This is a genomic window from Halobacteriovorax sp. YZS-3-1 (assembly GCF_047084945.1).
GTDB lineage: Bacteria > Bdellovibrionota > Bacteriovoracia > Bacteriovoracales > Bacteriovoracaceae > Halobacteriovorax_A > Halobacteriovorax_A vibrionivorans.
In genome coordinates this window covers 278,505-292,395 of the sequence record NZ_JBKIYI010000001.1, presented here as the reverse complement: position 1 = coordinate 292,395, position 13,891 = coordinate 278,505, and the positions used below count along the sequence as shown (strand labels likewise).

12 protein-coding genes and 1 tRNA gene are annotated in these 13,891 nt (G+C 34.9%); 6 read left to right on the top strand and 7 right to left on the bottom strand.

The genetic code is table 11. The annotated features are described in order from the left end of the window. Positions 1–45: 45 nt before the first annotated feature. From ychF to ACMAZI_RS01400, 5 genes are all read right to left on the bottom strand, one after another. Positions 46–1,155: a redox-regulated ATPase YchF gene (gene ychF / locus ACMAZI_RS01420; RefSeq protein ID WP_114705957.1), complete on the bottom strand. Its 1,110-nt coding sequence runs from the start codon at positions 1,153–1,155 to the stop codon at positions 46–48. Next, the gene (gene pth, locus ACMAZI_RS01415; protein WP_114705958.1) at positions 1,155–1,739 is read right to left on the bottom strand and encodes an aminoacyl-tRNA hydrolase; all 585 of its coding nucleotides are present in this window, start codon (positions 1,737–1,739) and stop codon (positions 1,155–1,157) included. Before pth ends, ychF begins: the two co-directional genes overlap by 1 nt. 12 nt (positions 1,740–1,751) lie before the next feature. Next, positions 1,752–2,699, bottom strand: a complete 948-nt coding sequence (locus tag ACMAZI_RS01410; protein ID WP_162929729.1) for a ribose-phosphate diphosphokinase — start codon at positions 2,697–2,699, stop codon at positions 1,752–1,754. Positions 2,700–2,729: 30 nt separating this feature from the next. Continuing rightward, positions 2,730–2,805 (bottom strand) — tRNA-Gln (locus ACMAZI_RS01405). Between the two features lie 71 nt (positions 2,806–2,876). Beyond that, on the bottom strand, positions 2,877–4,715 hold the full coding sequence (locus ACMAZI_RS01400; RefSeq protein WP_412473920.1) for a transglycosylase domain-containing protein: 1,839 nt from the start codon (positions 4,713–4,715) through the stop codon (positions 2,877–2,879). Positions 4,716–4,806: 91 nt separating this feature from the next. On the opposite strand from ACMAZI_RS01400, the gene ACMAZI_RS01395 reads away from it, so the two are divergent. Continuing rightward, a complete protein-coding gene (locus ACMAZI_RS01395) occupies positions 4,807–6,279 on the top strand; it encodes a hypothetical protein (RefSeq protein ID WP_412473921.1) in 1,473 nt (490 codons plus the stop codon). A 53-nt stretch (positions 6,280–6,332) separates the two neighbouring features. Here ACMAZI_RS01395 and ACMAZI_RS01390 read toward each other — a convergent pair whose 3' ends face one another. Together ACMAZI_RS01390 and ACMAZI_RS01385 are read right to left on the bottom strand one after the other, a co-directional pair. Continuing rightward, positions 6,333–8,324, bottom strand: coding sequence for a hypothetical protein (locus ACMAZI_RS01390; RefSeq protein WP_412473922.1), 1,992 nt, complete (start codon positions 8,322–8,324; stop codon positions 6,333–6,335). 95 nt (positions 8,325–8,419) lie between these two features. Further along, positions 8,420–9,448: a hypothetical protein gene (locus tag ACMAZI_RS01385; protein ID WP_120405612.1), complete on the bottom strand. Its 1,029-nt coding sequence runs from the start codon at positions 9,446–9,448 to the stop codon at positions 8,420–8,422. A 158-nt stretch (positions 9,449–9,606) separates the two neighbouring features. Here ACMAZI_RS01385 and ACMAZI_RS01380 point away from each other — a divergent pair, with 158 nt between their 5' ends. The 5 genes from ACMAZI_RS01380 to fmt are packed head-to-tail and all read left to right on the top strand — an operon-like array spanning position 9,607 to position 13,883. Continuing rightward, positions 9,607–10,485 (top strand): hypothetical protein, encoded by an 879-nt coding sequence (locus ACMAZI_RS01380; protein WP_412473923.1) that lies wholly within the window; start codon positions 9,607–9,609, stop codon positions 10,483–10,485. 15 nt (positions 10,486–10,500) lie between these two features. Beyond that, positions 10,501–11,199: a hypothetical protein gene (locus ACMAZI_RS01375; RefSeq protein WP_120405614.1), complete on the top strand. Its 699-nt coding sequence runs from the start codon at positions 10,501–10,503 to the stop codon at positions 11,197–11,199. Next, a complete protein-coding gene (locus ACMAZI_RS01370) occupies positions 11,196–12,302 on the top strand; it encodes an LptF/LptG family permease (RefSeq protein WP_114705966.1) in 1,107 nt (368 codons plus the stop codon). Before ACMAZI_RS01375 ends, ACMAZI_RS01370 begins: the two co-directional genes overlap by 4 nt. 46 nt (positions 12,303–12,348) lie before the next feature. Beyond that, entirely contained in the window at positions 12,349–12,939 is a 591-nt protein-coding gene (gene def, locus ACMAZI_RS01365) for a peptide deformylase (RefSeq protein ID WP_114705967.1), read from the top strand. Beyond that, positions 12,939–13,883, top strand: coding sequence for a methionyl-tRNA formyltransferase (fmt, locus tag ACMAZI_RS01360; protein WP_162929724.1), 945 nt, complete (start codon positions 12,939–12,941; stop codon positions 13,881–13,883). The genes def and fmt overlap by 1 nt, the downstream gene beginning before the upstream one ends. Positions 13,884–13,891 lie beyond the last annotated feature (8 nt).

The following is a 13,891-nucleotide window of genomic DNA, read 5'->3' as shown; positions in this document are numbered from 1 at the left end:
CCTACATAAGAGGCCCTTTTTCATTTCGATATATTTTATAACAAGCTAGACATTGAATCTGAAGTGAATAATATCGCCATCTTTGACAACATATTCCTTACCTTCCATGCGAAGCTTTCCAGCTTCTTTAACCTTGGCTTCTGATCCATTAGAGATAAGATCATCATAGTGATAGATCTCTGCCTTAATAAAACCTCTTTCAAAATCAGTATGGATTACACCTGCAGCCTCAGGAGCTTTTGCACCATTTTTAAAAGTCCATGCTCGAACTTCTTTTACACCAGCAGTAAAGTATGTACGTAGACCAAGCATATTATATGCTTCATGAGTAAGAGTTTCTAAACCAGAAACTTCAATACCAGCAGCTTCCATAAAGTCAGCTTTATCTTCTTCACTATCTAGAGCTGAGATTTCTGACTCAAGCTTTCCACAAATTTTAATTGCACGTGAGCCTTCTTTCTCAGCGAAGTCTTTAACGGCTTTAACATATTCATTATCTTCACCAACACTGTCTTCATCAACATTACAAAGGTATAAAGTTGGCTTTAAAGTGATTAAGTTAAGATCACGGATCAACTCTAAGTCATCCTTATCTAATTCAAGAATACGAGCTGCGAATCCTTGCTCTAAATGAGCAACTAATTTCTCAAGTACAGGTACCAGCATTTTAGCTTTTGAAGAAATCTCTTTATTTTGATTCTTCATAAGTTTTGGAAGATTTGCCTGCTTTCTTTGAACGACTTCAAGATCAGCAAGTGCAAGTTCCATATTGATTGTTTCAATATCATCAACTGGATTAACTTCACCGTGAACATGAACAACGTTTGGATCGTCGAAACAACGAACAACGTGAACAATTGCATTTACCTGACGAATATTTCCAAGGAATTGATTTCCAAGACCTTCACCTTTAGAAGCTCCTTTTACAAGACCTGCAATATCAACAAATTCAACTATTGTTGGAATAACTTTTTGTGGACCGATAATTTCAGCAATCTTAGATAAACGTTGGTCACCAACATTTACAATTCCGATATTTGGCTCAATCGTACAAAATGGAAAGTTAGCAGCTTCAGCTGGAGCTGAAGTTAATGCTTGAAAAATAGTCGATTTACCGACATTTGGAAGTCCTACAATCCCGCAATTAAGGGCCATTACTTATCTCCTAAATCTAATAACTTTTTCTTCTTATAACGCTGTATCGCTGTTTTGAAACCATTTTTTACATAACATTCAACAGCTTTTGAAGCTTTTTCTAAATAATCGTCAATAAAGTCAGCTTCAGCGCCGTGATAACGGCCCAAAACCCAACTAGAAACATCTCCATGAGTTGGACGACCAATTCCCATTCGTAAACGTTTAAAATTATTATGACCTAATTGTCCTGCAATGGACTTAAGTCCATTATGTCCAGCTAGGCCACCACCGTCTTTAAATGCGATCGTTCCCCATGGTAAATCTAATTCATCGTGAATAACTAAGATATTCTCTGCTTCAACTTTAAAATAATTAGCGAAAGGAATCACACTTTCACCACTTAAATTCATATATGTTTGTGGCATCAGTACATAGAATTTGTCTTCATCTGTTTCAAATGATGACCAAATGCCTTTAAACTTCTCTTTAAAATTCAAGTCCTTAACAGGCTTGATAAAATTCATAATATCCCAGCCAATATTATGTCTGGTACCTTTATATTCAGAACCTGGATTACCAAGCCCCACAATTAAATAATTCATAATTAACCCGTTTTATAAAAATAATGAACTAACAGAGTCGTTATTAAACGTTCGATGTATCGATTTGGCCAATATTTCAGCTACTGACACTGAAATTATCTTACCACTATCAATGGCCGCCTTGCTCAATGGAATTGTATTTGTGACCAACACCTTTGATAAGGCATCAGATTTTGTAATTCTCTCAATTGCAGGACCAGAGAAAACAGGGTGTGTCGCACAAGCAACGACACTCTTTGCACCATTTTCTTTTAATGCATTACACGCCTCAATCAAAGTACCAGCAGTATCAATCATATCATCGAGAATAATACAGTCTTTTCCTTTAACATCACCAACTATATTCATGGCCTTGGCCACATTCTTTCCTGTACGGCGCTTATCAATCATCGCAATGTCACACTTACACTTTTTAGCATAGTGACGAGCACGTTCAACTCCACCAGCATCAGGTGAAACAAAGATTGTATTATCACCAACTAATTCTCGCTTTATATGACCAACGAGAACTGGTGAGGCGTAAATATTATCAAAAGGAATATTAAAGAAACCTTGAACCTGGCCTGAGTGAAGATCCATTGTGATAACACGTGAGGCACCTGCTACAGTGATTAAATCACTGACCAACTTTGCTGAAATTGGCGTTCTTGGTGAGACCTTACGATCTTGACGACAGTAACCATAGTGTGGAATTACGGCGGTAATAGAAGCTGCTGAAGCACGCTTAAGTGCATCAATCATAATCAATAATTCCATCAGGTTGTCATTTACTGGAGCACAAGTTGATTGAATAATGAAAACATCAGCTCCACGAACATTTTGTTCGATTTCACAGAAAGTTTCACCATTTGCAAATTTTGTTACTTGAGGATCAACAAGGGGTACATCTAAGATTTTTGAAATATCGGATGAAAGTTTTGGATTTGACGTGCCTGATACAAGAACGATCCGTTTCATGATCTCTTCCCTTTCTCTGATCCGTGAGAAAAATGGTTGGGGTAGAAGGACTCGAACCTTCGAATGGCAGAATCAAAATCTGCTGACTTAGCCACTTGTCGATACCCCAACAATGTCGATATGTATGTAATATATAAGCTAATATCTTTTTTTTGACAAGATATTTTTAAAAATCGGCAATTATTCACAGGCTAAAGATGCAATGCGCTGGCCAGAATATAGGATAATTTCCTGATACAATCTGAACGCGGTCGTACTCCCGTATAATCTCAAACCTTTTTTATTGGCACGACTTCCCTCATATCCAACCCAAATGGTGAAAAGATCATGACCATCGTATCCCACAAAGAGATTATCAAAACCATTATTAGATGTACCTGTTTTACCAAAGAAGTGCTGATCTCTAAGGGCCGGTTTTACCATGCGTCTGATAGTCGTTTTTCTAGGATCGGCCAAAGCTTCATATACTTGAGAGCCTTGTTCACATTCTTTTTCTAAAAAGTCGCGATAAACTTGGTGCAACTCATGTACAGATAACTCAACAGCTCCAAGTAATTGAGCTGGATATTCCGACAGCGGAGTCTTTATATCTGCAATGCGCGACTTAAGATCCTCTTCAACTTTTTCAAAACCAATATCCCTTGCCAGCCTGACAATGGGATTATTAAGAGACTCTTGTAAAGCCTGAGAAATAGGATATTCACTTGCATGTGGAGTATGCGACTCAGATGGTGTCCATACGCCACTAATAAGGTCTAAAGTAACTGGCTCAGTTGAAACGAGATCATCGATTTTATAACCATGCTGTAAATAAATTTGATACAAGACAGGCTTTAAGGTTGAACCAACACCATGCCTTTCTTCTAAAAGGGCCTTTTCTACATTTCTCTCAAACTTTGAATAATAGAATGTTTCTTTATCTTTTGGCCCAAATGATATTTTAACTGCTAAATTCTCTTCTACTTTTTTAAGGTCTTCTAAAAGACCCTTGGATGCTACGACAGTTTTAAAGAAACGGTACTCATTCAAGTCCTTATCTTTATTTTTACGTGTCGTTGTAAGATAGATTGCTTCATAAAAACCTTTCTCTTGAAAGTCTTTTAGTCCCTGCCTCCAGCGATCCCACTTTTCATCACTCCATTGATAAGACTCATTTGAATCAAAGAGATTTAAATCCTGTAATTTATTGAAAATGAAATTAGCTCGTCCCTTTAATCTCTCTGTTCGGTATATAGGATGATAATATCCAGGTCCCTTTAACATCGAAACAAGAATGGCAGATTCATATGGATCAAGCTCTGAGATAGGCTTATTAAAATACAGCACAGCTGCAGTATGAACGCCTTTTACCCTTACTCCACCGAGGCTTCCCCAAAAAACCTCATTGAAATATGCTTCTAATATATCTGACTTCTCAAATTTAAAATCGATATATACAGCAAGAATTGCTTCTTTAATTTTTCGACTGAAAGACTTTTCATTAGTGAAATATATATTCTTAACTAATTGTTGTGTTAGAGTTGATCCTCCCTGGACAAGGGCACCTGCTTTAATATCAGCAACGATTGCACGCAGGATTGAAATATAATCAATCCCAATATGATCGAGAAATCTAAAATCCTCAATTCCAATAAGACCTTTAGATAGAATAATTGGAATATTATAAAATGGAATTTTATACTGTAGGCAACGATTATAGTGGCAATTATTATTTCTTAGAGCTTTTAATTCAAATGTTTCATTAATACTTAAAATTCTTTCATTGAAGTTTTCAAATTTATTTTTAAAAACAGATGTGAACCTTTCGTCATTTGAATTTGCTTTAAAAAACAAGAATTCATCTTTAACTATAAAGCTGCCTTCTTCAAAAATAACAGATTTTTGCTCATGCTCACTTAGCTTGCCACTAATGACCTGACTTAAGTCTGCGTCATTTATTGTTTTAACGACAAAAATGACACACAATGCAACAAACGGCACTGATAATAGCAATAATATCTTTAATCGTTTTAAAAGCATTTAAGAAAACACCTATTTTTTTGACGTTACATCAAGTCATCTTATATTATTTCATTACAATTTAATCCAATTATAAAAGGAATAACAACTTATGTTAAAGAATTTAAATAAGGCCGCAATTCTTGCCACTTTAGCGTCAACTTCTTTCGCACTACCAATTGATTGGCATGGTGAACTTCAAACAGATATGCACTCACTTGGAGATTACAATCGCTCTGTTACTCAAACTCCTGGTGCAGTTACTAACGGTGACCAAGCTTTTGATATTGGAGATGCCGATCCAGATTCAGCTAATTTTCAAACATATATTTTCAAGTTACAACCAACGATCATTGTAAATGATTCGACGACGATCAATGCAGAATTAACTTCTGGTTATGGTTACGGTGGAAACTTTGGTGACTCATCAAATGATGGCCGAACGAAAACTGGAACAACAGATGCAACAACAACAGGTTCATTTGCTAATGCTCGTTATTCTTTCAATACAGTAACAAGCAATGAAATCAACCTGACTCAAGCAAATGCAGTATTCTTTTCAGACACAGCAACTTACACTGTTGGCCGTCAGAAATTTAACTGGGGTCTAGGTGCTGTATATAATGATGGAAGTGACGCTGGTTCTCGTTTTGCATCAATGAGAGATGGTATAACTATTGATTTTAAAATCGGTAATTTTAAATTCTCTCCATACTACTCAAAAATCAAAGCAAACAATCTAACTAAAACAGGTCGAATCAGAGAGATGGGTATTTCATTACTATATGAAAATCTAGACCGTGAATTCACGTTTGGTGCTTTATACAACAAGAACACATCAGGTGGTTCAACATCAGTATTTGCTGATGTTGACGGTGACGGAACTGCAACAGAACTTGGTTCATCTAGTGTAACGATGATTGACCTTTACTTCAAAAAGACTTTTGGTAAATATACAGTAGAAGCTGAAGTACCATTAATGTCTGGGGATATGGGTGAAATTTATCCAGGTGTAACTGATACAGAAGTTGATGCTCAGGCATTTCTTTTAAATAATACTTATAAGTTAAATACAAACCATTCCCTACATTTAGATGTTGGTATGGTTAGTGGTTCAGAAGCTGACAATCAAACTTACGGGGCCATGTACCTTAATCCAAACTTCCAAGTTGCGAATATCATGTTTCGCTACAACTTAGGTGCAATTGGAGATACAACTCAAAACGTTTTTAACTCATCAATAACAAATGCAACTTATGCTAAGTTTGCCCATCGCTATGACTCAGGGACATGGTCTTGGACAAATTCAGTTATTTGGGCAAAAGCTGATCAAACTGCAACGGCCGGATCCGATGCTATTAACCACGAAAAGAATAAGAGATTTACTGCCGCTGCAAATCAAGCGGATGATCTAGGTTTTGAAATTGATTCAAACTTTTCTTACAAGTGGAATACTTCAGTATCGATTAATACTAATATCGGTTACTTCTTTGTTGGTGACTATTACGCCTTCTCAAACACGGCAACACCAAATGAAACAAATGACACTTACTTAATTTACATCGGTGCAGATATAAAATTCTAAAAAACAAAAGGCTCCTTTAAGGAGCCTTTTTTATTTCTTAATTTGTGTTTTAATTATTGCCAAGGATTTGACCAATTACCAGAACTTGGCGACCTTGTTTGATTACCCATCAGATTAAAGTTCCCCTGACCATTCCAACCATTAGATGTTTGAAAGTTTGTTTGTCCAAGTCCACCTAAGTCTAAATTAAACCCTGGTATACCATTAGAGTAACTTGAAGTATCTCCAGTCCAAAGATCAAAAGGGCTTCCTGAAGAAGCAGATGCTAATTGTGATTGAAGATTATTAAGCTGAGTTGTACGGTAAATATTATTAAAGCGACCAAGAGTACTTCTCTGTTCAGAGATCGCACTTCCATATCTATTGTTAAAATATGAATTATAATCGCTCATACTATTTTGTTTCCACCCCATATATTGATTATAAATATATGGTACATAAGTACTTTGAACCGTCATACAATCTTGATAATTCCCACCAGAAGTACAGTAACTACTTACTAAATCTTTAGCATATGATTGAATATAATCATCATAAGCGCTTAACTTAGCTTGTTGTTGCTGACGATCCTTCGCTGCTCTTTCTTGTAGACCTTGAATGATCTTTCGACGTCTAGCAAGTGGCGATTTATCTCCAGCTCTTAGTAAAGCCTCATCACCCCAGTCAGCAAGTGTCCCTCTTTCAAGTCGACTAATTGCTTTATCACTATTTGTCTCTGCCTTATCAACAGTTCTCTTATTTGCACCCTCAAGTTTTACATTAGAAAACTCTTGAGCATGAATGATTCCGGTTAAAACTTTACGACCTGAAGTTTGCATATTTTCTTCACGTAGGGCCGCAATAACACGCTTATATTCCGCTCCATTTTCATTTTGACGATTAAACTTTGCAATAAGATCATTTATCTCTTGAATTTTATCCGTAATTTGATCCTTACGTCTTTCATCTTCAGTACTTTCACCAAGCTCATCATATTCAGTCATTAGATGTTCTAATTCACTTTTAAGAGCAGGGATTAATTCTTTTGAAAACTTATTCATATGATTTGCATACTCGCGTAAAAGCTCTTTACGCTTATCTCTGCTAACACCATATTCATCACCGTTTTCAATATCTTCAGCAGAAGGGGCAATATCTCTTTCGATTTCCTCCATTCTTGTAACCATTTCTTCAACTTCATCTTCAATTAAAGAATGCTGAATTCCTGAAAGAAGTCTTGTTAAATCATCATAGTTACCACCAGATGAACTTCTTAATTTCTTTAAGCTATCTGCAATATCCGTTAAATTCTTTCCATTACACGCAGCAATTGCTTCCTCACGTAGGTCGTATTCTGGTGTCGTATTTGCCATAATTTTTCTTTCTGCTGGCTTTGCAAAGTCCATACAGTTAAAACTCGGCTTAGAAAAAGATGTATGTTGTGCAACAGATGCTAAACCAAATGGCATATCATCACGATAATCTAAATCCTTATTTGTTGAAGCAATAACAAGTTCTGAATTTCTTGATTGATCAATACTTGGGTGATCAATTGTAATACGTGATGGAGATGCAAGGTGTCCTTTATCGATAAGATTTTGAACCTTAAAGAAATTTGGATCGCCACCGGCCAAGTGATTCATACACTTTTCATATTCTTTTTCAATTGAGTCACTTCCAGCAGGATATGCACTTGAATCAACTTGAACATCAAATTTCAAGTAAATATTATTATCGACAGGATTGGTGATCGCCTCTGCACTAATATCTAAAATACATGCTGATACTCGTGTTGGCATATCAATGATCACTTTACCATTTGCAACAGTAAATTTTGGAGTATTCCCCAAAAGAAGAGTTTTCATAAATCCGTAAGATACAGCATTATCTCTTCGACATTCAACTGTTGTCGATCGGCTCGATGGCCCAACATCAACGCTACCAGTGGTAGAAGTATTACTGCTTCCACTACCAATCGAGCTCGTTCCAGTGAAAACAACTTTTGCACTGGCCGGTACCATTAAAAGTGAACAAACTAATAACTTTAACTGAATTGCTTTTTTCATAAATTATCCTACTTAATTCATCGCTTAAGACATATCGGATAATTTAGGAATTACTTTAAAGACAAATTAATTCAAGTTGTAAAATCAGGTACTTACTAAAACAATAGATTTACTTTTTCTTGAACTTCTTCCCCTTCAATAGAAACTTGAGCGCTTTCACGTTGATCATTTCGCTCTTTAAATTTGATATACTCTTGTCTTCTCTCGGCAATGGACTTATTCGCTGAGTTTAGTAGATAGTATGTTGGTATTTCTATAAGGTATTTATATGTTGAATTCTTTACTTCTATATATTTTGGAAGTGTATAACGACCATTATAAGTAACATAACTTCTAGGAACAATCGTATAAACATCATCACTCATATGTAGTTCCAAGAAGACTAATTGATGAGTATCATTTTTAAATTCACCCTTAATATTGTCTAAGTTTATTGACCAGACAAATTCACGGTTTCGCTTTATCAACTTAAGATTATTTGTTCCACGATATAATGACGAATTCATTATATTTTTAATTTCTGCCTGCTTTTGTTCACCATCAGCATCAAGCGGAGAAACAGGAGCGGCGGTATTAACATCCTCATATTCCTTAACTTTCTCTTCGTACTCTTTCTTCTTAACAAGAAACTTCTTATACTCTTCAATAAGGGATGCTTTATCTTTATTAATTAGTTCAGAATTAGATTTATAATTTTCCTCTATTGATTTAAAAATTTTATTAAAACCATAAGAACTATTAAACGTGTAACTTAAAATCAAGCTCTGAAGAATATTTTTAGTATTATCATTTGTTAATAAACCCTCTATCCTTGTCGCCTTCTTAATATCACTTACGGCTCCAACATCATAACTTCCATTCTCATATTCAACAGCAATCATCTTTTTAAAGTCATCTTCATTTTCTGATGAAACTAATAAATATTTAAAGAAATTTGTATTAACTTGTGCCGTATCATCATTAAAGTCTGAATCAGCAGCCGTTCGCTTTACGATTATATGTGCAACAACAAGTTCCTTATCTAGTTCATGATTTGAAGGATTTCTCATAAGACCTTCTAATGAGGGAATTGAGGCATAAATATGTGTACTAAATAGTAAAAGCGAAAAAATTAAAACTTTCATAAATCTCCTAATTAATACTGATAATAATACCAAAAAATATGAGTCATGTAAGTTGAATTTCAAATAAGAACAAAAGACCGACAATATCAATCAGGCATATAGATGTGACGAATTTTAAAATTACCTTTATAATATTTCTAAGTTAACAAGGGTATTACATGAGCAAATTAGTAAAATTTATATCACTATTATTAATCATTCAATTAAGTGCAAATGCAAAAATATTAGACTACAAAACGACGCGTTTAAAGTCGACAGGTGGAGCTGGTGTTGCCTCACTTCTAATGGATGAAGCAACTGTCTTAAACCCGGCCCCTATTGCATTTTTTAATATGTCTTCAGTTTATGTTGAGAAATCTTCTACAGACAACAAAGATCTTGAAGAAAATAATTTAAAAGGCTCCTCAAATTTAGCGGTAATTGCCTCTGATAGTTCAAAGGCTCTAAAAGGATCTCTTTCATACGTTAAGACAAAGAAGGGTGACGAAAATTACAAACAACTGTCTACTTCATTTGCTTCAACGGTTGGCCCTAAGTCGTCTCTTGGTTTTACATATCAAGATATAAAAAGAGTTGATAACTATCTAGGAAATGTAGAAAAGAATGAATACTCACAAGTTAATATTGGTGTTTTTCATGCAGTCACATCAAGCCTATCACTAGGTATGGTTGCAATGGATCCATTTAAAAGTTCTGAAAATGGAACGAAAGCAATTCTTGGAATGCAGTACCAATATGGAAAATTCATTTCCCTAATGCTAGATGCCGGTGCTGATTACACAACAGAGCTCTCTGAGCGCTCTCTTGTAAGAGGTGCTATCCAATTCAATGTTCTTTCTGACTTTTATATAAGAGCAGGTATGTTTGACGATAAGATTGATATGCAATCAGGTTCTGGATTTGGAATAAGCTGGATTCAACCTAAGTTAACTTTAAACTTTGCCATGTCTAATATCTCTGTTGATGAAGATGCTTTATTAAAACAAATAGCTGAAGAGATCCAAGAAACTTCTTTTTCTCTTTCATATCGCTTCTAACAATCGGTATTTATCATGAGCAATAAAAAGAAAGATGACGGTGAAGTTGAAGAGTTAAATGAAGGCGTCAAGAATGCATATGCCGAAAGATTAAAAACTCTTAAACAAGCACTTGATTTTGTTGCTAAAAATGACCTCCCAAAAAGTGTTGAAAAGTTTAAACACTACCTGGGTATATTGGCCGCATACAATAGAACAGACGAAAAGCATCTAACACCAAAGATGTTTGATCCAGAAAGAGATGTTGCAGAATTGCTACTTGTAAGCCAGGCTTACTGGAACCTTGCAAAGTCATATGATAAAAGTCCTCGATTAAGACAAGAATCGGTTAGATGCTTACAACAATTTATTAAGTTTTCTATTGGGTATAAATATCAACATGCTAATGCACAGTTAATAAAAAAATTTTTAAGGTCTGGACAGGCACATAATAAAAAAGCCTTTCAACAGGCTTATGAAAAAATCAATGTTAGATCAAAGAATTGTTACTTAGCAACACATGCTTATCCAGAAAATGAAGACTTATTAAACACACTAAGGGCCTTTAAAGTTAAGCTAGCAAAGTATAGTGCGGGTATTATTTTTATTAATCGTTATTACGATTACTCACCATATATCGTGAATTCTTTTGAACGTAATAGGTCTTTAGATTTTGTATTTAATAAGTTATTTTTAAGGCCAATAATTTATTTAATCTATAAAGTAGTAAAATGAATGTAGTTAGAACCTTAATCACAAGAGAGTGGCTAAAATTCTTTGCCTCTTCAGCACTATCACTGCTGCTGTTAATTTCACTTGGAAACCTTATTACAGGCTTTTTACGTGAAACAGTAACAGCTCAAGAGGTACTACTTGGATATATAATTCAACTACCAAGCTTCTTAATTAAAGTAATTCCAATCTCTTGTTTAATTGCGAGTCTTTTTTCTATTAATAAGTTAAAAAGTAGAAACGAGCTTGTGGCCATTTTTGCGGGAGGATACTCTCGTCAAAATTATCTTAAAGATATACTTACAACCTCTATCTATGTTGCATTATTTCAATTTATCTTAAGTGGTTATATAAGCCCTTATATAAATTCGAGAAGAGCAAATATACTTGAAAATCCTGATGAGAAGTTTAGAGTTTTTCAAAAGAAGGGCCTTTCATCTTCCACAATTAAATCAGGAAAGATTTGGTATAAATCACCAAAGTACTTTTTCTCATTTGCAAATTTCGATCGTAAGACCAATACACTTAATGATGTAACTATTTATCATTACAATGATAATAAACAGCTTACAAAGATCGATACATTTAAGATGTTAAGTTATGACTCAACAACACAGCGTTGGTGGCCAAATGAAGGGATGAGCTACGATGATCTTGAAACTCCTTCATTTCCTAAAATTGATGCCCATGAATTACCCATCAATCTTGACGAGAGCCTAGAGGAATTCAATAAGATTGAAGCAGATATCTCGACACTAACCTTTTTGCGACTTTATGAATATATCTCACAACTAAATAGCAATGGTATCAATGTTAATGAATATCTCGTAATGTTCTACATGCATATTTCAGAAGGGCTTATTTGTATTATCTTTGCTCTTATTGCGGCCACTAGTATCTTTAATCCAAATAGAAGAAATAGTTCATTTGGTCGCAGTGCTGCATTTATTTTTGTCTTCACAATACTCTACTGGTTAGTACAAACTTACTTTTTAGAACTAGGACGAAACCTAAAAATTAACCCATTTTTAGCAACTTTTACTGTCCCAGCACTATTCATCCTCTTCATTGCCATTATTTTCTATAAAAACAGGCGCTTAACCTAAGTTTCCTCACTGGACTTGTGCGGTGCACACGTGATATAAGTGGGCCATGAATACTACAGAAGAATTTTTAAAAGACTACACCCTAGAAGGTGAAAAACTAGAAATATTTACTTATCCAGCACCAATTCTTAAAAAAGTTGCAGAACCTGTCACAGAATTCAACGACTCTCTTAAGAAATTGGCCAAAGACATGCTCTATACTATGTATCACGCACCAGGTATTGGTCTTGCGGCACCACAAATTGGTGTTTCTGATCGCATCTTTGTAATGGATATCGATTTTGAAAGAAAAGAAGTAACTCGTGCAGATGGTACACGTGATTACGACATCTCAAACTTTAATCCTAGAATTTTCATCAATCCTAAAATTGAAAAGACTGCAGGTGACATCGTTTATGAAGAAGGTTGTCTATCTGTACCTGGAATCTATGAAGAAGTGAAAAGAGCTGAAGCAATTAAAGTTACTTATCAAGACTTAGATGGAAATGAGCAAATTCTTGAAGCAGATGGACTATTATCAGTCTGCATACAACACGAGAATGATCATCTTGATGGAATTGTTTTCTTAGAGAGATTATCAACTCTAAAAAGAAACTTCTTAACAAAAAGATATATGAAGCGAGTAAAGGGTAGATAGTGAAAAAGCTCAAAGCTGTATTTTTTGGAACTCCTGATTTTTCATGTCCAAGCCTTGAACTACTTGCAAATCACCCACAGATTGACCTGCAATTAGTTGTAAGTATGCCGGATAGAAAAGCTGGCCGTGGACAAAAACTGCAATCTCCACCAGTGATCGAATACTGCAAAAACAATAGAATCAACTTCTATCAAACAGAGAATATCAATAAAGATGAAGAGCTACTTGCTAAACTAGAGGAACTCAATGCTGATTTCTTTTTAGTTCTAGCATTTGCACAATTTCTTGGATCAAAAGTTTTAAATATGCCAACGATTGGATGCTTTAATATCCACACTTCTCTATTACCAAAGTATAGAGGTGCTGCACCAATACAGTACGCACTTTTAAATGGTGATAATGAAACTGGTGTATCAATTCAAAAAATGGTCAAGAAGATGGATGCCGGAGATATCGTAAAAGAATCAAAACTTCCAATCTCATTTGAAGAAACAGGTGGACAACTATATACACGTCTAAAGTTTGCTGCCTCACTTACTCTAAATGATTTCATTCAAGATATGATTAACGATGATATCTCTTCTTATAAGCAAAATGAAGAAGATGTTACTTTTGCACCAACATTAAAAAAAGAAGACGGCCATATCAAGTTTTCTGAAAAAACATATAATGAAATTCATAATCAAGTACGTGCACTAAAACCTTGGCCTGGAACATTTTGCTTTCTAAATGGTAAAAGACTAAAGGTTTTAGAAATTAGTCCTTACACAGGAAACAAATTGAATGCAGGTGAGATTAAAATAAGTGACAATAAAATCTTAGTAGGATCGAAAGATAAAACTATACGTCTAGATATGATTCAACTAGAAGGAAAGAAAGCCTGCCGAGATACTGATGCAGTAAACGGGCTTACTAATAAATACGATACATTTGAAATTTCATAGAGGAGATT

Excerpts from the sequence above, each read along its gene's own strand:
- ychF (WP_114705957.1), bottom strand. The coding sequence starts at position 1,155 with ATGGCCCTTAATTGCGGGATTGTAGGACTTCCAAATGTCGGTAAATCG.
- pth (WP_114705958.1), bottom strand. The coding sequence starts at position 1,739 with ATGAATTATTTAATTGTGGGGCTTGGTAATCCAGGTTCTGAATATAAA.
- ACMAZI_RS01400 (WP_412473920.1), bottom strand. The coding sequence starts at position 4,715 with ATGCTTTTAAAACGATTAAAGATATTATTGCTATTATCAGTGCCGTTT.
- ACMAZI_RS01395 (WP_412473921.1), top strand. The coding sequence starts at position 4,807 with ATGTTAAAGAATTTAAATAAGGCCGCAATTCTTGCCACTTTAGCGTCA.
- ACMAZI_RS01390 (WP_412473922.1), bottom strand. The coding sequence starts at position 8,324 with ATGAAAAAAGCAATTCAGTTAAAGTTATTAGTTTGTTCACTTTTAATG.
- ACMAZI_RS01385 (WP_120405612.1), bottom strand. The coding sequence starts at position 9,448 with ATGAAAGTTTTAATTTTTTCGCTTTTACTATTTAGTACACATATTTAT.
- ACMAZI_RS01380 (WP_412473923.1), top strand. The coding sequence starts at position 9,607 with ATGAGCAAATTAGTAAAATTTATATCACTATTATTAATCATTCAATTA.
- ACMAZI_RS01375 (WP_120405614.1), top strand. The coding sequence starts at position 10,501 with ATGAGCAATAAAAAGAAAGATGACGGTGAAGTTGAAGAGTTAAATGAA.
- ACMAZI_RS01370 (WP_114705966.1), top strand. The coding sequence starts at position 11,196 with ATGAATGTAGTTAGAACCTTAATCACAAGAGAGTGGCTAAAATTCTTT.
- def (WP_114705967.1), top strand. The coding sequence starts at position 12,349 with ATGAATACTACAGAAGAATTTTTAAAAGACTACACCCTAGAAGGTGAA.